This window comes from Frankia umida (genome assembly GCF_023242945.1).
GTDB classification, from domain to species: domain Bacteria; phylum Actinomycetota; class Actinomycetes; order Frankiales; family Frankiaceae; genus Frankia; species Frankia umida.
In genome coordinates, this window is record NZ_JALKFT010000010.1 from 51,405 (window position 1) to 69,832 (window position 18,428).

Genomic DNA, 18,428 nt, shown 5'->3' on the forward strand with positions numbered 1-18,428 from the left:
GTTCAGGCGAGACGGGTGACGTTGACGGTGACGCCGAGGGAGGTGGAGGCGCCGCCTGAGTAGACGCCGCGCATGGGGGGGACGTCGTTGTAGTCGCGGCCGCGGGCGACGACGACATGCTGCTCACCGGCGGGCACGGCGTTGGTCGGGTCGAAGCCCCACCATTCGCCGATCCAGCCCTCCACCCAGGCGTGTGACTGGCCGGCCACCGTCTCGCCGACGGCGGCGGAGGCGGACGGGTGCTGGTAGCCGGAGACGTAACGGGCGGGCATCCCGGCGGCGCGCATCAGCACCAGGGCGAGGTGGGCGAAGTCCTGGCAGACGCCCTCGCCCTGGTGCCAGGCCTCGACCGCGGCGGTGTGCACACCGGTGGTGCCGGGACGGTAGGTGAGCCGTTCCCGGACCCAGTCGCCCACGGCGGGGATGAACTCGGACGGGCTGTGCCGGGCGGCGAGTTCCCGGGCGGCCTCGACGAGCGCCGGGTCGTCCCCGGTGGAGGCGGAGGGGCGCAGGTACTCGACGAACTCGTCGGCGACCGGATCGGAGGCGAGCTGGGCCCAGGTGGGTGTGTCCGTCGGACGGACCGGCGCGGTGGCGGTCTGCACGATGGACCGGCCGGTGACGACCAGTTCGGTGTGCGGGGTGTGCAGGTCGAACGCGGTGACCTGGGTGCCCCAGTAGTCCCAGTAACGGTAGGTGGTCGCCGCGGGTTCGGTGCGGACCGTGGCCTCGAGGGTGAGCTGGGCATCGGCGGTCTGCGGGATGATCCGCACCTCGTTGTACGAGGACAGCACCGGACTCGCGTACCGGTAGCCGGTGGAGTGCTCGATCCGGATCTGCCAGCTCACCGGGCACCTCCCCGGGTGGATCGGCTCGGCCGGGTCGGGCTGACCGACCAGCGGGTGCTCACCGGGCCGCCGCGCCGGGTCGCGGGTACGGCCCGGCGCCGCCAGATCCCGGTGCCGGCGCCTCGCCGGGGTGGCCGGGCGATGCGGGTCGGGCTGGCCGGCCGCGTCAGGCGGTTCGACCGCGACGGTCGGTTCACGCCGGCACCTCCATCGCCCACGAACGGGGCGCCTCACGGGCGAAGTAGCGGGCGGTCACCTCGGCGCTGACCGTCGAACAGGTGCTCTGCAACGAGGCAAGCAGATCGGGCATGTCGGCCACCAGGTCGTCGACGCTGTGGAACTCGAGTTCGGTGCGGGTCCGCCCGACCAGACGTCGGGCGGTGTCGTCGACGGTGGAACGCGGGCTGCCTCGGCCGCGTCCGCCGTCCAGTTCGGCGAGGATCTGCTCGGCCAGCGCCAGCGACCAGTAGACCGAGCGCGGGAAGAGCCGGTCGAGCAGCAGGAACTCGGCGACCCGGGAGGCGTCCACCGCCCGGCGGTAGGTCCGCAGGTAGGCCTCGTGGGCGCCGCAGGAACGCAGCAGGCTGATCCAGCTCTGCGAATGCGGATGGTCACTGATGCTGGACGACAGCAGCCGCGAGGTCATGTCGACCCGTTCGAGGCTGCGGCCGAGCACCAGGAAGCGCCAGCCGTCGTCCCGGGCGAGGGTCGCGTCGACCAGACCGGCGAGCATCGCGGTGCGCTCCCGGACGTAGCGGAAGAACACGTGCGGGCCCATCCGGCGGGCCAGCTCCTCGGTGTGCGGCAGGTCGTTCCAGGTGACGTTGAGGCACTCCCAGACATCGCTGGAGACGACCACCCGGGCGGCCCGGGCGTTCTCCCGGGCCGCGCAGAGCGCCCCGGTGATGCTGAACGGACGGTCGGGGTCGTAGGCGAGGGTCTCGGTGACCCGCCGCGAGTCCACCGGCAGGCCGAAATCGGCCGGCTGACCCATCGCGGCGAGCAGTTCACGCCCGGCGGACGCCCCGTCCAGCCACGGATCCTCGAGCACCCGGTGCACGTGGACGTCGAGGATGCGCGCCGTCGACTCGGCCCGTTCGACATACCGGCCGATCCAGAACAGTGACTCGGCGATCCGGCTCAGCATGCCGCGTCCCCGCTCTCCTGAGCGACCAGGTTCCGCCGCACCGCCTGGTGCTGGTGTGCCTGGTTCTGGTGTGCCTGGTTCTGTTGTTGCTGCTGTTGCTGGTCGGACGAGTCGACCGGGCCGAGGTCCGGGCCGGCCGCGGGGCGGACGTTGCCCACGGGGATACGTCCGGGCGGGGCCTGCGGCACGCCACGGCCGGGTTCGCCGGCGAGCACCCAGGTGTCCTTCGACCCGCCGCCCTGACTGGAGTTGACCACCAGGCTGCCCCGGGGCAGCGCGACCCGGGTCAGGCCCCCGGGCAGCACCCACACCCGGTTGCCGTCGTTGACCGCGAACGGCCGCAGGTCGACGTGGCGGGGGCCGAGCCGTTCGTCCGCCAGCGTCGGGGACGTGGACAGCCGCACCACCCGCTGGGCGATCCAGCCACGCGGGTCCTCACTCACCCGTTCCCGCAGTGCCGCCAGCTCCTCGTCGCTGGCCTGCGGGCCGATGACGATGCCCTTGCCACCCGAGCCGTCCACCGGTTTGACCACGAGGGAGTCGAGATGGTCCAACACGTGGGCGCGCTGGTCGGGGTCCTCCAGGCGGTAGGTGTCGACGTTGGCGAGGATCGGCTCCTCACCCAGGTAGTAGCGGATCAGCTCGGGGACGTAGGTGTACATCAGCTTGTCGTCGGCGACACCGTTGCCGAGCGCGTTGGCGATCGTGACGTGCCCGGCGCGGGCGGCGTTGACCAGCCCGGCGCAGCCCACCATCGACTCGGGCCGAAAGTGCACCGGGTCGAGCCAGTCGTCGTCGACACGCCGGTAGACGACGTGCACCGGCTGCTCACCCTCGGTCGTGCGCATCGTCACCTTGTTGTCGCGCACCGACAGATCACGGCCCTCGACGAGCTCGACCCCCATCTGCCGGGCCAGCAGCGCGTGCTCGAAGTACGCCGAGTTGTAGACACCCGGGGTGAGCACGACGACCGTCGGGTCGGCGACCTCCGGCGGCGCCGAGGCGCGCAGCGCGTGCAGCAGATGGGTGGCGTAGTCCGCCACCGGACGGACCCGGTGCGTGGCGAACAGCTCCGGGAACACCCGGGTCATCGCCCGCCGGTTCTCGACCACGTAGCTGACCCCGGACGGCACCCGGACGTTGTCCTCCAGCACCCGGAACCGGCCGGCCTCATCCCGGATCAGGTCGATACCGGACACATGTGCCCGCACCCCGTTCGGCGGGTCGATGCCATGCGCCGCCCGGTGGTAGTGCGCGCTGGTCAGCACGAGGCGACGCGGCACGATGCCGTCCGCGAGCACCTCGGCCGAACCGTAGAGGTCGGCGAGGAACGCCTCCAGCGCGAGCACCCGCTGGGTGACTCCCCGCTCGATGACCGACCACTCGTCGTCCGCGATCAGCCGGGGCACCAGGTCCAGCGGGAACGGGCGTTCCTCACCGAACAGGTTGAAGGTGATCCCGGCGTCGCGAAACGCGCGGTCCAACGCGGCCTTGCGCGCGGCGAGGTCCGCGCTGGTCAACGGCTGCAACGCGTCGTACAGCGCGGCGTACACCTCCCGGGGGGTGTTCGATGTCTCGAACACCTCGTCCCAGGCCGCCGTGGCCGCCGCTTCCGCCGGATAACCCTCGAACAGGTCCGCCACGAAGCCGAGCGTAAAGTGCCCGTGTTACCTCCGCATGACGTCACGGCATGACGATCGGATGCTCACGGCCACCCCAAGGTGGCGACGTCGACGCCCGAAGGTGGGATGCCGCCGCCCCCGAGGCGGGATGCCAGCGGGCCCAGGGGCGCGCGGGTGATCGCGGGCGCCGGGCGACTCGCGGCGGGAGCACCCCACCCGTCCGCCCCCGGCACGAGACGATGTACCCGTCCGGGTACCTCCGACCGCCCCGCCACCCTCCAGAACCGCCGCACGACCATCCACCCGCCGCGTGCACCGGAGCACGCGCGCTGACCGAAAGGCCGCACGATGTCGACGTTGCTGGTGACCGGAGCCGCTGGGTTCATCGGATCGAACTTCGTCCGCTACTGGCGTGAGCGGCACCCCGCGGACACGGTGATCGCGCTCGACGCGCTGACCTACGCCGGCTGCCGGGAGAACCTCGCCGACGTCGCCGATCGGATCACGTTCGTGCACGGCGACATCCGCGACGGTGGGCTCATCGAGGCCACCCTGCGCGAGCACTCCGTCGACATCATCGTCAACTTCGCCGCCGAGTCGCACAACAGCCTCGCGATCCTGCGCCCCGGTGACTTCTTCTCCACCAACGTGATGGGCACCCAGAGCCTGCTCGAGGCCGCCCGGACCGTCGGCGTCGCCCGCTTCCACCAGATCTCCACCTGCGAGGTCTACGGCGACATGGACCTCAACGACCCCGGCGCGTTCACCGAGAACTCCCCGTACCTGCCCCGCACCCCGTACAACGCGGCCAAGGCCGGCAGCGACCACGCCGTGCGCGCCTACGGCCTCACCTACGACCTGCCGATCACCATCACGAACTGCTCGAACAACTACGGCCCGTACCAGTTCCCCGAGAAGGTCATCCCGCTGTTCGTCACCCGCGCGCTGCAGGGCGAGCAGCTCCCGCTCTACGCGTCGACCACGAACCGACGCGAGTGGCTGCACGTGATGGATCACTGCCGGGCGATCGACGCCGTGCTCGATCGCGGGCGGGTCGGCGAGACCTACCATGTCGGCTCCGGCGTCGAGGCCGACATCGAGACGATCGCCGACACGGTGCTCGCGGAGCTTGGCCTGCCCTCGTCGCTGAAGACGATCGTGCCCGACCGCCCGTCCCACGACCGCCGCTACCTGCTCGACTCCACCAAGCTGCGTTCCGAGCTCGGCTGGTCCCCGCTGATCGGTTTCAGCGAGGGCATGCGTTCCACCGTCGCCTGGTACAAGGAGAACGAGTCGTGGTGGCGCCCCCTGCTCGGCCGCTCCCCCGTCTCCGAGACCGCCTGGAAGAGCTGACCCTCGGGCTCACGCGGGCCGCTGACCGCCCACCACGGAGGTGTAGAGGGCGGCGGTGCGCTCGGCCACGGCGGCCCAGCCGAACTCGGTGACGGCCCGGTCGCGGCCAGCTCGACCCATCGCCGTGGCTCTCGACGGGTCGGCGAGCACGGTGTTGATCGCGTCGGCGAGGGCCGGCGGGTCATCCGGCGGGACGAGCAGGCCCGTCACGCCGTCGTCGACGACCTCGGGGATGCCCCCGACCCGGGAGGCGACCACGGCGGTGCCACAGGCCATCGCCTCCAGGTTGACGATGCCCAGCGGCTCGTACACCGACGGGCAGACGAACACGGTGGCGTGCGAGAGCAGCTGGATGATCTCGGGCTTGGGCAGCATCCCGGACAGCCACACCACCCCGTCCCGGTCGGCCTGCAACCCGTCGACCAGCTTGGTCGTCTCCGCGAGCAGCTCGGGCGTGTCCGGCGCACCGGCGCACAGGACGAGCTGGGCCCGCCGGTCCAGCGCCGCGGCGGCGCGCAGCAGCACCGGCAGGCCCTTCTGCCGGGTGATCCGTCCCACGAAGGTCACAATGGGGCGGTCGGGGTCGATGCCGTACTTCTCGAGGACGTCGGTGGCCGGGTCGGGCTGGTACTCCTCGGTGTCGATGCCGTTGCGGATGACGTGCACCCGGGCGGGGTCGACACTCGGATAGGCCGTGAGGATGTCGGTACGCATCCCGGCGCTGACCGCGACGACGGCCGCCGCCCCCTCGATCGCCACCCGCTCACACCACGACGACAGCCGGTAGCCGCCGCCGAGCTGCTCGGCCTTCCACGGCCGCTGCGGCTCGAGCGAGTGCGACGTCATGACGTGCGGCACCCCACCGAGCAGGGCGGCGAGGTGGCCGCCGAGGTTCGCGTACCAGGTGTGCGAGTGGATGACGGCCGCCCCGGCCGCCGCGGCGGCCATCGACACGTCCATGGACACGGTGCGCAGCGCGTCGTTCACCCCGTCCAGCGCCGCCCACGGACGGTGCGCGGTGACGCCCACCGTCCCCGGCCCACCGGCGATCTCGACCACCGGGGCGTCCTGTGGTGCGGGGCCGCGTCCCTCCCGGTGCACGCTCAGGTCGACCAGCCGGGCGAGCTCACGGGCGAGGTACTCGACGTGCACCCCCGCCCCGCCGTAGACGTCCGGGGGGAACTCGCGGGTGAGCAGCGCGACGCGCATGGACGGTCTGTCTCCTCGACGTGATGGCACAGCCCAGGCGGGCTGCGCGGATGGCACCGGTGGCGCGGGCGGTTCCGCGGAACCCGGCGAAGCGGTTCCGCGGAACACCAGCCACAACGATCACGACGTCCGATCATCCCGGACGACCGTACGGTCGGACGGTCGGCCAGCCCGGTCAGTCGATCACGGTCAGGCCCTTGCCGACGACGGTGATGCCGCCCGGACTGACCGTGAAACCGCGGGCGCGGTCGCGTTCCTTGTCGACACCGACCTGCGCGCCCGGCGAGACCTGCACGCTCTTGTCCAGGATCGCGTCGCGCACGACCGCGCCGCGGCCGACGACCGCGTTGTCGAGCAGCACCGCCCGGTCGATCTCCGACCAGGAGTTCACCCGCACCCCGGGCGAGAGCACCGAGGAACGCACCGTCCCACCGGAGACGATCACTCCGTTGCTGACGATGCTGTTCACCGCGCTGCCGGTGCGCAGTGGATCATCGTGGACGAACTTCGCCGGCGGCAGCGACGGCACACTGGTGAAGATCGGCCACTGCCGGTTGTACAGGTTGAACACCGGGTCGAGAGCACACAGATCCATGTGCGCCTCGAAGTAGGAGTCCAGGGTGCCGACGTCACGCCAGTAGCCGTGGTCGCGTCCGGTGGTGCCGGGCACGTCGTTGGCGGCGAAGTCGTAGACGGCGGCGGTGCGCTGCGCGACGAGCATCGGGATGATGTCGCCGCCCATGTCGTGGCGGCTGTCCTCGTCGGCGGCGTCCTTGCGCAGCGCGTCGATGAGCACGTCGGTGGAGAAGACGTAGTTGCCCATGGACGCGAACACCTCGTCCGGGCTGTCGGGCAGGCCCGGCGGGTCGGTCGGCTTCTCGAGGAACGCCTCGATGGTCCGTCCGTCCGGCCCGGTCTGGATGACCCCGAAGCCGCCGGCCTCGGCGCGCGGCACCCGCAGCCCGGCCACCGTCACCCCGGCGCCGGACGCCACGTGCTGGGCGACCATCTGCCGCGGGTCCATCCGGTACACGTGATCGGCGCCGAAGACGACCACGATGTCCGGATCGTCGTCGTAGACGAGGTTCAACGACTGGTGGATGGCGTCCGCGCTGCCGGCGAACCAGCGCGGCCCGAGCCGCTGCTGCGCGGGCACCGGGGTGATGTAGTTGCCCAGCAGGTTGCTCATCCGCCAGGTGGTGGTGATGTGCCGGTCGAGGCTGTGGCTCTTGTACTGGGTCAGCACGGCGATCCGCAGATAGCCGGCGTTCACCAGGTTGGACAGGACAAAGTCGATCAACCGGTACAACCCGCCGAAAGGAACGGCGGGTTTTGCCCGGTCGGCCGTGAGCGGCGACAGCCGCTTACCGGCTCCCCCGGCCAGTACCAGGCCGAGGACCCTGGGGCTCGGCACGGTCAGGCTCCCGTCTTGCGGCGCGATGGGACGACGACCCGCGGGATCTACCCCCCTGGCCGGCGGGAAACCTCCCTGAAACGAGCGGATTCCACCGGGATGACCAGCTCACCGCCAGTCGCCACTTGCGACCCTACAAGTCCAGTTCGCCGGCTCCACCGGGGGTGCCACCCTCGCCCGACCGGGCTACGCCCCGCAGCCACCCGGCCGCAGCCACCACCACGACCGCCCCGGCCGGCTGTCGCTGCCCAACGGCAACACCCACCGACAAGGCGTCAACATCGTCCGGGTGCGGCGCATCTTGCCGGGACTGCCCGGCCAGCATCTCAACAGGCCGGCGGATAGGGTAAATGCCCCGACCTGGAAGTAAACGGAGGAAACCGGTGGCAGCGTTATCGGACATCGAGCGCCTGATCGCGCTTGAGGACATCAAGCTCCTGAAGGCACAGCGCGACCGGTTCGTCGACACGAAGGACTGGGGCGCCCTGGAGGCACTCCACGCTCCGGATCATCGTTCCGAGAACGGCGACTACCCACCGTGGACGACCGCCACCGAAATGATCAAAAATGTGCGGGTCATCATGGAGCGGCTCAGGACCGCACACCACTCGCACACCCCGGAAATAACGTTCGACTCACCCGTAAGAGCACGGGGTATCTGGGCGATGACGGGTGTTTCCATGTGGGACCAGGGCGATGAGGAGCACTGGTTCGTGGCCTTCGGGCACTACTTCGAGACCTACGAGAAGCGGGACGGCCGCTGGCTTTTCACCAGCCGGAAGCTCACCTACCTCTTCAGCAGGACCTCGCCGGGTGGGATCTTCCCGCCGCCCGCACCGTCGCAGACATGACCGTTCACAGGCCGGTTGCGGACGCCGTCCTCGAGCCCTTCCGGGCGCGGGTGACCGAGGCCGAGGTCGCGGACCTGCGCGAGCGGCTCGGTCGCACCCGCTGGCCCGACCAGCTACCCGGGACCGGCTGGGGCCTCGGCACCGACCGCGGCTACCTGGTGGATCTGTGCGGCTACTGGCGGGACGCATACGACTGGACGGCCCTCGAACGACGCCTGAACGCCTTCCCCCAGTTCCGCACACACATTGACGGTCAGCGCCTGCATTTTCTGCATGTCCGCTCGCCGGTGCCGGAAGCCAGGCCGCTGCTGCTGGCCCATGGGTGGCCGGGCTCGATCGTGGAGTTCTGGGACGTGATCGGACCGCTGACCGATCCAGCTCGGCACGGGCTCGATCCGGGTGTGGCCTTTGACGTGGTGGTACCGTCGCTGCCCGGCTTCGCCTTCTCCGGCCCGACCACCGAATCCGGCTGGGACAGCCGGCGGATAGCCCAGGCCTTTCTCGAACTGATGACCAGGCTCGGTTACCCGCGCTTCTTCGCCCAGTGCGGCGACTGGGGCAGCACCATCGTCACGTTGATGGCCGATCTGGCTCCGCGGCGAACACGCGCGGTCCACGTCAACTTTCCCCGGCCCTGGTGCGAAGCCGCCTATCCGACGCTCTGCCACTGGACACAGATGCCCCGCGGCGGCCATTTCGCCGCCCTGGAACAACCCGACCTCCTCGTCGCCGACCTCCGCACGTTCTTCGGCAACCAGGAATTCTGACCCGGATCCGCCAGCGGCGGCCGAAGCCGAGGACCTGTGGATCATCTTCCACTCCGTGGGCTCACCCTGCGCCTCCCGTCCGAACCGCCGCGCGCCTCCCCCACCGGAGGGAGTGCAGTTCCGACGGCCGGGGGATCCGCTCACCGCATCGATGTCGTTTCCTGGTGCCATGACGACCAGGGAACGACGACCTCCCGGGGCATGCATTGACGTTCGGGATGTCAGCAAGCACTACGGATCGATCGCCGCGGTAAGCCGGCTCACCTTTGCGGTGGAACCGGGTCGGGTCACCGGTTTCCTCGGTCCCAACGGGGCGGGCAAGACGACCACCATGCGGATGATGCTCGGCCTCGACCGGCCGACCCGCGGTGAGATTCTGGTCAGCGGCCGTCCGTACGTGCGGTTCCAGGAGCCGTTGCGGCAGGTCGGTGCGCTTCTCGACCCGTCCGCTGTACACCCTGGGCGGCGGGCTCGTGACCAGCTGCTGGTCCTCGCCAGGAGCAACCGCATTCCGGACGCGCGGGTCGACGAGCTGCTCGACCTGGTGGGGCTGGGCGCCGCGGCCAGACGCCGCATCGGCGGGTTCTCGCTGGGGATGCGCCAGCGGCTTGGGCTCGCGGCCGCACTGCTCGGCGATCCTCAGGTGCTCATCCTGGATGAGCCGCTGAACGGTCTCGACGCGGAGGGCATCCAGTGGGTCAGAGGCCTCCTGCGGGATCTCGCTGACGATGGCAGGGTCGTCCTGGTCGCCAGCCATCTGATGAACGACATGGCGGTGACCGCCGACCATCTGATCATTGTCGGCCGGGGTCGGCTCCTGGCGGACGTCAGCATGACCGGGTTCAGCGCCCGGTACGGCCACGGACGGGTACGTCTGCGTACCACGCGGCCCGAGCGGCTGGGTAAGGCTCTGGCAGCGGACGGGTTCGCCCTCACACCGGTGAACGGTGGGGCGTGGGAGGTGCCCGAGGCCCGCACCGAGCAGGTCGGTGCGGTCGCGGCGCGGGAAGGCGTGCCACTCCAGGAGCTCCACCTGCGCGAGGACTCCCTGGAGGAGATGTTTCTCCGCATGACGGCGGATTCCACCGAGTTCGCCGTCGCGCCTGGAAGGGCATTCTGAGGTGGCCCTGAAACCCGTTCTGTATTCGGAACTGACCAAACTCCGGTCGCTCAGATCGGTCGTCTGGTCGTTGGTCCTGGCGCCTGTCCTGCTCCTCGGAGCCGGTTGCCTCGCGTGCGGGGTATATGGTGACGGCGAGGCGGCCCAGGATGGCTTCGATCCCCTGGCACTGGGATTCTGGGGAGTGAACTTCGCCCAGGTCGCGGTGGCGGTCTTCGCCATGCTGGCCATGGGTGGGGAGTACGAGAAGGCTACAATAGTTCCCTCGCTCACCGCGGTTCCCCAACGGGGCCGATTCTACGTTGGCAAGATCCTGGCGACCGGAATCCTGGCTGTGAGCGCAGCGATTCCGGCCGCACTTCTGACGTTCTTCCTCACCCAGGGCCTGCTGGCCGGAAACGGAGCGTCCCCTGGCAGTCCCGGAGCGGCACGCGGCATGATTTCACTGATCTGCTATTTCCCACTGCTGGCCGTCCTGTGCGTGGGAATCACCACCATCTTCCGCTCGCCGGCCGCGACGATGGGGCTGTTCCTTCCGTTTCTGTTCCTGCTGTCACCCCTGAGCATGGCGGTTCCGAGCCTGCGGACCTTCGCCCAGTTCCTTCCCGATCGGGCCGGACTGTACGCGGCCATGAGTCTCCACGCCGATCCCGATATCGTCTACAGCGCATGGCTGGGCATACCGATCATGGCCGTGTGGACAGCCGCGGCGGTCTTCGGCGGCTGGCAGGTGCTGCGCAGCCGTGACGCATAACCGTCGGGAGGAAGGCCGATTTTTTTCTCCGCCCTGTTCCGGTCCGCTGTCTACACACGCTGGCTGCACGTGGCCACGGGTGGGATCTTCGCCGGCATCTGTGTCATGGTGGTCCCCGGTTTCGGCGAGTCCCTCCCACGTACCCTGCTGGCCTGTCTGGGCTCTCCGCTGCCGGTCCTGGCGCTCGCCGCGCTCGTGCCCGGGACCCGCCAGGCAGAGGGCGTCCAGGCCCGCTGGCTACTGCGGCCACCGGACAGCGCCGAGATCGGCCTCGCTCCCTCACGCACCCTGACCGACCGCTGGCGCACCGGCCTCTGGCTGGTGTTTCGTACGTGGTTCGGCGTCGTCGTCCTGGCTGTGACGGTGAACATCGCCGCCCTCGCCGGGCGGCTCGGGCTCGCCCCGTTGCGGTCGGCGCCGCTGCGGTTCGCCGGGATTCGACTTCTGGGCAGCGACTATCTCCTTCTGGGTCCGATCCTGGTTGCGCCGCTGGTCCTCACACTGCTGTGGATTGTTGTCGGCGCCGGCGCGCTCGACCTGCGGGTGGCTCGGGCGCTGCTCAGTCCGTCTCCGGCCGAGCGGCTGGCGCAGGCCGAGCAGCGGGCCGAGCAGCTGCTGGAACGCAACCGCCTCGCCGCCGAGCTGCACGACTCCCTGGGCCATGCACTCACCGTGACCGTCCTGCAGGCTGGCGCCGCCAGGCAGGTCGCAGCGACCGATCCGGCGTTCGTCCAACGCGCCCTCACCGCCATCGAGGAGGCCGGCCGGCGCGCCCTGGACGACCTCGAACGGACCTTGGGGATCCTGCGTGACGCCCCGGTGGAGGCTCGGGCCCGGCCTGCCCTGGGTGAGCTCGACGCGCTGCTGGACGCCGCCCGGATCGCCGGCACTCCGATCCTCGCTGACGTCGAACCGCGGGTCGCAGACATCCCCGGCATCGTGTCACGGGAGGCCTACCGAATTCTGCAGGAGGCCGTGACCAATGCGCTGCGACATGCACCGGGCTGCCCGATGACGATCAACGTCGGAGTGGACGGCCCCCAGCTGAGATTGCGTGCCGTCAATCCGCTACCCGCGGGGTCGGGCAGCCCACCCCGACAGAACGGCAAAGGCCTGCGCGGAGCGCGCGAGCGCGCGGTTCTCCTCGGCGGCGAGTTCGACGCGAAATCCCAGGAAAACCACTGGATCGTCGAAGCTCGACTGCCGTTGGGTACACAGCCCGGGTCTGCGTCCACATCCCGCACCACTGCCCGTTCCAGATATGACACCGCGCCAGGTACGGGATGACCCATGGTTAGGTTTGCCGGGTGACGATTTCGGTCCTGCTCGTCGACGACGACGAGCTGGTACGCGTGGGGCTGCGGGTGATCCTGGAAGCCGGTGGCGAGATCAGCGTCGTCGGGGAGGCCTCCGACGGTGCACAGGTCGTGCCGCTGATCCGCACGACACGTCCGGATGTCGTGCTCATGGACGTCCGCATGCCGACGGTCGACGGGCTGGCGGCCATCCGGACGATCCTCGCTGACCTCGCCGAGCCGCCGAGGATCCTCGTTCTCACGACCTTCGAGCTGGACGACTACGTCTACGAAGCGCTCCGCTGCGGGGCGCACGGATTCCTGCTCAAACGAGCCCGACCGGCCGAGATCGTGCAGGCCGTCCAGATGATCGCCGCCAGCGAGACCCTGCTGTTCCCCGAAGCGATCCGGCACCTGGCCGGCAGGCGGGGGAACCGCACCGCCCGTGCGACGGTGCAGCGGGCCATGCTCACCGAACGGGAGTCGGATGTGCTCCGGCTGGTCTGTGCGGGAATGTCCAACAAGGAGATAGCCGGCCGCCTGTACCTCGGCGTCGAGACCATCAAAACCCATGTCGGCAGCGTGCTCGCAAAACTCGGCGCACGCGACCGCACCCAGGCGGTCATCATTGCCTACGAGGCCGGCATCGTCTGAGTCCCGGACCCTGGCGGCCTCCTACGTGTGGGTTTCGAAGGCGGTGACGAGGGCGGCGTAGCGGCCGCCGCGGGCCAGCAGTTCGTCGTGGGTGCCGATTTCGGCCACGCCGCCGGTGTCGACGACGGCGATCCGGTCCGCGCTGCGGACCGTCGACATCCGGTGGGCGATGACGAGGACGGCCCGGTCGGCCGTCGCCGCGACCACCGCGGCCTCGACGAGCCGCTCCGTACCGGGGTCGAGGCCGGACGTGGCCTCGTCGAGCACGACGACGTCCGCGTCGAGCAGGCACACCCGGGCGAGCGCGACGAGCTGCCGCTCGCCTGCGGACAGCAGCGATCCGCCCTCGCCGACCTCGGTGGCGAGGCCGCCGGGCAGGCGCTCGAGCCAGTCGCCGGCGCCGACCGAGGCCAGTGCCCCGGCCAGCTCGCCGTCGGTGGCGGCGGGGCGCACCGCCCGCAGGTTGTGGGCGAGCGTGCCGGTGGTGAGCTGGCCGTCCTGGGCGACCATCACGACCCGTGACCGCAGTGCCCGCCGCGTCACGTCCCGCAGGTCCACCTCGGCATAGCGGACCTGGCCGGCGGTGGGATCGAACAGTCGGGCCATCAGTTTGGCGAGCGTGGACTTGCCGGCGCCGGTCGGCCCGACCAGGGCCACCCGCTCGCCGGGGCTGATCGTCAGGTGCACCGCGTGCAGGACGTCGGGCTGGCCGTCGGCATACCGGAAGCCGACGTTCGCGGCGTCGAGCGAGCCGACCGCCGGCAGTTCCCGGGTGCCTTCGGGCAGGTCCACCGGCTCGTCGAGCAGGCCGTAGATCTTGCGCAACGCCGCGGCCGCCAGTTCCAGCGTCGTGACCAGGAAGCTCAGCGACTGCACCGGCTCGAAGGCGAGCAGCAGGTAGAGCACGAAGGCACTGAGGGTGCCCACGGTCACCGCGTCCCGGGTGGCGAGGGCGCCGCCGGCGGCCAGCACCGCCGCGATGCTGCCGACGGTCGCGAACTCCATCGCGGTGAGGTAACAGGACTGGAGCCGTACCGCGGTGATGTTGGCGCCAAGCTGGCGGCGGCTGCGTCCCCGCAACGACGCGATCGTGCTGGCTTCCTGGCGATACGCCCGGACCACCCGCAGCCCGGCAAGCCGTTCGGTCAGTTCGGTCACCGTGTCCGCGACGCGGTCGCGCACCCGGGCGAACGCCGAGCGGGAGGCGCGGCGAAACCACACCGTCGCCGCGAACAGGGCCGCCGCCGGCAGCGCGCAGACCAGCGCAAGCTGCCAGGACAGCGCGAAGAGGATCGCGACCAGGAACACCAGGGTGAGCACCGCCTGCGTGAACGGCACGACGCCGAGCTGGACGGCGTCCTGCAGCGCGTCGACGTCGGCGGTCAGCCGGGACACCAGCACCCCGGCCGGGGTCCGGTCAAAGTAGCGAACCGACATCGCCATCACATGATCGACGGTGCGGCTGCGCAGCTCACGCACGAACCACTCGCCGATCCGTCCCACCAGCTCGGCCTGCAGCCGGGACAGCACCAGACCGGTCACCGCCAGACTCAGGTAGAGGATGCCGGCGCGAGTGATCACCCCGGTGTCGGGCCGGTCTCCCACCAGGCCTTCGTCGATGGCGTGACGCAGTATCCACGGACCGGCAAGCGCCGTCGCCGTGGTCGTGGCGAGCAGCATCACCGCCAGCGCGACCATCGGCCAGCGTGGCCGCAACAGCAGCAGCGTCCGTACCAGCAGCCCATCGGGGCTTCGCCGGGACGTCACGGCGTCACCAGGGCGTCACGGCGAGCCGGGGCTTCGGGGTCGGGCCCGTCGGGGCCTGCCGGGCCGTCGGGACTGACCGGGCCATCGGGCTGGGTGGCCAGCACCTGCCGGTAGTAGGGCGAACTCGCGAGGAGTTCCTGATGGGTGCCGGTGGCCGCGACCCGGCCGCCTTCGAGCAGGACAACCTGGTCGGCGAGGGCGATGACGGCGGGACGATGGGCGATCAGGATCGTCGTGCGCCCCCGGATGACGGTCGCCAGCGATGCGACGATCTCGGCCTCCTTGGCCGGGTCCACCGCGCTGGTCGGCGAGTCCAGCAGCAGCACCGGCGGGTCCGTGACCAGTGCGCGGGCCAGCGACAACCGCTGTCGTTGGCCGCCGGACAGGCCAAGGCCCCGTTCACCGACCGGCGCGTCACAGCCGCCCGGCCGGCCCGCCACCACGTCCTGCGCACCGGCGAGCCGGACCGCCGCCCGCAGCTGATCATCGTCGGCCGTCGGCGCGCCAAACCGAAGATTGTCGCGGATCGTGCCGCTGAACAGGAACGCGTCCTCGAACCCCAGACCCAGCTGGGCGCGCAGTTCGGTGAGCGACCAGTCCCGGACGTCACGGCCGCCGACGTGAATCCGACCGGCGTCGACGTCGTAGAAACGGGGCACCAGCGCGGCGAGCGTGGTCTTGCCGCTGCCGGTCGCACCGACCACGGCGACGCAGGTGCCGGCCGGCACCACCAGGTCAAGCTCACGAAGGACGTGCCGCTCCGGCGCGTAGCCGAACGTCACCCCCTCGAACCGCACCTCAAGCCCCCCACCAGACCCGGCGGGCGGCGCCGCGCTGGCCGTGGTGGCCGGGCTGCCAGCGCTGGCCGTGGGCTCGATCGCTGTCGGTTCCGGTTGCTCGTCGAGGACCGCGGCAATCAGTCTGGCCGACACCGCCGATCGCTTCAGCTGTGACGCGGTCATGCCGGCGATCCGTAGCGGACCGACAATGATCAGGCCGAAGTAGCTGAACTGGACGAGTTCGCCGACCGTCAGAGCCCCGTGGGCGACGCGGAGCCCACCGATCCACAGCACGCCGACCAGGCCGAACGCCGGCAGCAGCTCGACGAGCGGCAGGTAGGTCGCCCGGACCGAACTGAGCCGCAGCGCCGCCCGCTGCACCTGGCCGGCCTGGTCGCGGACGCGGCGCCGCTCGTCATCCTCGGTGCCGAGGCCCTTCGTGGTGCGCACCCCGGCGATCGACTCCTCCACGATGCCGGCCAGCACCCCGAGCTCGGACTGCAGCGCCAGGGCCCGCGGTCCCAACTGCCGGGTGAACCGAACGGCGACCGCGAACACCGCCACGGCTGGCGCCAGGGCGACCACCGCCAGCACCGGGTCGATCCAGGCCAGCAGGATCGCCGTCCCGACCAGCATCGCCACGTTGGAGACCATGATCGGAATATTGATCAGGGGCTGCTGGACCTGCTGCAGGTCGGTCGTGACCCGGGCGAGCAGCACACCACTGGGATACCGGTCGTGGTACGCCGCCGGCAGCCGCACCATCCGCGCCAGCAGCCGGTCCCGCAGGTCGGCCTCCACCACGAAGGCAAGGGACTGCCCGAAGTAGCGGCGCAGCCCGGCGAACCCGGCGCCGACCACCGCCAGCCCGGTGAAAAGCGCGACCCCGAGCCACAGCTGGCCGGAGTCGCCGCCGAGTACCCCGGCGTCGATGGTCCGCGCGACGAGCAGCGGCGCGGCGAGTTTCGTCCCCGTCCAGAGCAGGCCGGCACTGATCCCGGCGGCCAGCAGCCGCGGTTGGCGACCTACCGCCGCCGTGACCAGTGCGAGTCCCGGTCCGCCCCTCACCGCCTGACGCCGTCGGACGGACCGGGGCCACCGATCACGGCCCGGTCCCCGACGCCGGCCAGGCCCACGATGAGGGTGATCGTCACGCGGAACCGCCGGGGGCCGCGGCCAGCGCCGCCGACACCGGGGCGATCGCGTCGCGCCGGGCCGCCTCGCCACGGTCGCGGCGGGCCACCTCCTCGCGCACCAGCGGAATCAGGTGGCGACCGTAGTCGATCGCGTCGTCATACGGGTCGTAGCCGCGGATCAGCAGCGTCGTGACGCCGATGTCGACGTAGTCGAGCAGCGCCGCGGCCACCGTCTCCGGTGTGCCGACCAGCGCCGTGGAGTTCCCGCCGCCGCCGATCGCGGCGGCCAGCGGCGTCCACAGCGCCCGGTCGTGCAGCTCACCCTTGGCCGCGGCGGCCAGCAGCCGCTGCGAGCCGACGTTCTTCGGCGCGTTGCGGTCGTTGCCGAAGCCGCGGAACTCCTTGAAGTAGGCGGCGGCCTTGCCGACGTTCTCCTTGGTGGACGCCAGGATCCGGTGTGCCCGCTCCCAGGCGAGTTCCTCGGTGGGCCCGAGGATCGGCCGGAACGACACGCTGATCCGCGGCGGGGTGGTCCGCCCGGCCGCGGCCGCGGCGGCGTTCACCGCCGCGATCTGCTGGGCGGTCTCGGCGAGCGGCTCGCCCCAGAGCGCGAAGACGTCGGCGTGCCGGCCGCCGACGCGGTAGGCCGCCTCCGACGATCCGCCGAAGTAGATGGGCAGGTGCGGCTGCTGCACCGGCAGCACGCCGGACAGGTGATCGTCGAGCTGGTAGTACCGGCCGTGGTGGGAGAACGGCTCGGTGGCGGTCCACGTCCGGCGGACCACCTCCAGGTACTCGTCGGTGCGGTCGTAGCGCTCGTCCTTGTCGAGGTAGTCGCCGTCGCGGCGCTGCTCGACGTCGCTGCCCCCGGTGATGATGTGGATCGCCACCCGGCCGGCGGTGAAATGGTCGAGCGTGGAGAAGTAGCGGGCCGCGACGGTGGGGAACACCACCCCGGGCCGGTGCGCGACCAGATAGCCGAGCCGCTCGGTGTGGGCAGCCGCGTAGGCGGCGACCTGGATGTTGTCGACCGAGCCGCTGCTGTACCCGATGAGCACCCGGTCGAAGTCGGCGTCCTCGTGGGCGCGGGCGAACCGACGGGTGAAATCACGGTCCACGACGGGACCGGGAGTGAACGTGCTCGCCTCGGAACCGGGGCGGGTGGCGATCAGACCGACGAACTCAACCGGCATGGTGGGGTCTCCTTCCGGACGGGGACAGGTGGTGGTGGCACGGGGACCCGGCGCACGGCGCCGCTGTGTCGACCAAGTCGATCGGCAAGATGAACTTCACGCCGCGAGGTGCCCAGGGCGAATCCGCTACGACGCCCTCTGGCGCGCGGACCCACCCCGGTTCTCGCGGGACGGCGTGGTGTTCTCCGTGAGCGGTGGCCCACCCCGAGGCGGACCTGGATCGTGGGCGCCTGGTCTTCGGGGCCTGGATCCGTGGGCGCTCAGACCGTCGGCGGCCTGCCGTGACAGAGCGCGCTCGACACCCGTCGCAGACTGATGTGGCGCCGCTGAGCTGCACGCAGGCCCAAGGTCATGTCCCGCAGACTGACCGAACCGGACGAACCTGTCAACAAAAGACCAACCAGTGACTACATCGCCACATAAAGCCAGCGTAGAGCCCGTACCCCTACGTAACAGCTGGTCGTCTGCCCGCCACCACAGTCCGCCTCCTCGACCACATGGAGCCCCCCGCGTGACGTA

15 protein-coding genes are annotated in these 18,428 nt (G+C 70.7%); 7 read left to right on the forward strand and 8 right to left on the reverse strand.

Features of this window, described 5'->3' with window-relative positions; translation table 11 throughout:
* Positions 1-2 precede the first annotated feature (2 nt).
* From MXD59_RS12150 to MXD59_RS12160, 3 genes are all read right to left on the reverse strand, one after another.
* A complete protein-coding gene (locus MXD59_RS12150; protein WP_163549535.1) occupies positions 3-848 on the reverse strand; it encodes a transglutaminase family protein in 846 nt (281 codons plus the stop codon).
* Between the two features lie 193 nt (positions 849-1,041).
* Entirely contained in the window at positions 1,042-1,995 is a 954-nt protein-coding gene (locus MXD59_RS12155; protein WP_248824763.1) for an alpha-E domain-containing protein, read from the reverse strand.
* Positions 1,989-3,638, reverse strand: coding sequence for a circularly permuted type 2 ATP-grasp protein (locus MXD59_RS12160; protein ID WP_248824764.1), 1,650 nt, complete (start codon positions 3,636-3,638; stop codon positions 1,989-1,991). The genes MXD59_RS12155 and MXD59_RS12160 overlap by 7 nt, the downstream gene beginning before the upstream one ends.
* 327 nt (positions 3,639-3,965) lie before the next feature.
* On the opposite strand from MXD59_RS12160, the gene rfbB reads away from it, so the two are divergent.
* Positions 3,966-4,970 (forward strand): dTDP-glucose 4,6-dehydratase, encoded by a 1,005-nt coding sequence (rfbB, locus tag MXD59_RS12165; RefSeq protein ID WP_248824765.1) that lies wholly within the window; start codon positions 3,966-3,968, stop codon positions 4,968-4,970.
* A 9-nt stretch (positions 4,971-4,979) separates the two neighbouring features.
* On the opposite strand, the gene glgA is transcribed toward rfbB, so the two are convergent.
* Together glgA and glgC are read right to left on the reverse strand one after the other, a co-directional pair.
* Positions 4,980-6,179: a glycogen synthase gene (gene glgA, locus MXD59_RS12170; protein ID WP_248824766.1), complete on the reverse strand. Its 1,200-nt coding sequence runs from the start codon at positions 6,177-6,179 to the stop codon at positions 4,980-4,982.
* Between the two features lie 175 nt (positions 6,180-6,354).
* Positions 6,355-7,593, reverse strand: coding sequence for a glucose-1-phosphate adenylyltransferase (gene glgC, locus MXD59_RS12175; RefSeq protein ID WP_163549530.1), 1,239 nt, complete (start codon positions 7,591-7,593; stop codon positions 6,355-6,357).
* Between the two features lie 383 nt (positions 7,594-7,976).
* On the opposite strand from glgC, the gene MXD59_RS12180 reads away from it, so the two are divergent.
* The 6 genes from MXD59_RS12180 (at position 7,977) to MXD59_RS12205 (ending at position 13,034) form a co-directional block, all read left to right on the forward strand.
* Positions 7,977-8,444, forward strand: coding sequence for a nuclear transport factor 2 family protein (locus tag MXD59_RS12180; protein WP_248824767.1), 468 nt, complete (start codon positions 7,977-7,979; stop codon positions 8,442-8,444).
* Positions 8,441-9,211, forward strand: coding sequence for an epoxide hydrolase family protein (locus MXD59_RS12185; RefSeq protein ID WP_248824768.1), 771 nt, complete (start codon positions 8,441-8,443; stop codon positions 9,209-9,211). The genes MXD59_RS12180 and MXD59_RS12185 overlap by 4 nt, the downstream gene beginning before the upstream one ends.
* A 169-nt stretch (positions 9,212-9,380) precedes the next feature.
* Positions 9,381-10,331 carry an ATP-binding cassette domain-containing protein gene (locus tag MXD59_RS12190; RefSeq protein WP_283096785.1) on the forward strand — a complete coding sequence of 317 codons (951 nt, stop codon included), beginning with the start codon at positions 9,381-9,383 and terminating at the stop codon, positions 10,329-10,331.
* Position 10,332: 1 nt separating this feature from the next.
* Positions 10,333-11,085 (forward strand): ABC transporter permease, encoded by a 753-nt coding sequence (locus tag MXD59_RS12195; protein WP_248824770.1) that lies wholly within the window; start codon positions 10,333-10,335, stop codon positions 11,083-11,085.
* Positions 11,086-11,154: 69 nt separating this feature from the next.
* Positions 11,155-12,372, forward strand: a complete 1,218-nt coding sequence (locus MXD59_RS12200; protein WP_248824771.1) for a sensor histidine kinase — start codon at positions 11,155-11,157, stop codon at positions 12,370-12,372.
* Positions 12,373-12,392: 20 nt separating this feature from the next.
* A complete protein-coding gene (locus MXD59_RS12205) occupies positions 12,393-13,034 on the forward strand; it encodes a response regulator (protein WP_248824772.1) in 642 nt (213 codons plus the stop codon).
* Positions 13,035-13,055: 21 nt separating this feature from the next.
* On the opposite strand, the gene MXD59_RS12210 is transcribed toward MXD59_RS12205, so the two are convergent.
* The 3 genes from MXD59_RS12210 to MXD59_RS12220 all read right to left on the reverse strand — a co-directional run bounded on the left by MXD59_RS12210 (position 13,056) and on the right by MXD59_RS12220 (position 17,909).
* Positions 13,056-14,801, reverse strand: a complete 1,746-nt coding sequence (locus MXD59_RS12210) for an ABC transporter ATP-binding protein (RefSeq protein ID WP_248824773.1) — start codon at positions 14,799-14,801, stop codon at positions 13,056-13,058.
* Positions 14,798-16,648: an ABC transporter ATP-binding protein gene (locus tag MXD59_RS12215; RefSeq protein WP_248824774.1), complete on the reverse strand. Its 1,851-nt coding sequence runs from the start codon at positions 16,646-16,648 to the stop codon at positions 14,798-14,800. The genes MXD59_RS12210 and MXD59_RS12215 overlap by 4 nt, the downstream gene beginning before the upstream one ends.
* Before the next feature lie 82 nt (positions 16,649-16,730).
* Entirely contained in the window at positions 16,731-17,909 is a 1,179-nt protein-coding gene (locus MXD59_RS12220; protein ID WP_248815476.1) for an LLM class flavin-dependent oxidoreductase, read from the reverse strand.
* Positions 17,910-18,428 lie beyond the last annotated feature (519 nt).

Coding starts and splice junctions, on each gene's coding strand:
- rfbB (WP_248824765.1), top strand. CDS start 3,966: ATGTCGACGTTGCTGGTGACCGGAGCCGCTGGGTTCATCGGATCGAAC.
- MXD59_RS12185 (WP_248824768.1), top strand. CDS start 8,441: ATGACCGTTCACAGGCCGGTTGCGGACGCCGTCCTCGAGCCCTTCCGG.
- MXD59_RS12220 (WP_248815476.1), bottom strand. CDS start 17,909: ATGCCGGTTGAGTTCGTCGGTCTGATCGCCACCCGCCCCGGTTCCGAG.
- MXD59_RS12155 (WP_248824763.1), bottom strand. CDS start 1,995: ATGCTGAGCCGGATCGCCGAGTCACTGTTCTGGATCGGCCGGTATGTC.
- MXD59_RS12190 (WP_283096785.1), top strand. CDS start 9,381: ATGACGACCAGGGAACGACGACCTCCCGGGGCATGCATTGACGTTCGG.
- glgA (WP_248824766.1), bottom strand. CDS start 6,179: ATGCGCGTCGCGCTGCTCACCCGCGAGTTCCCCCCGGACGTCTACGGC.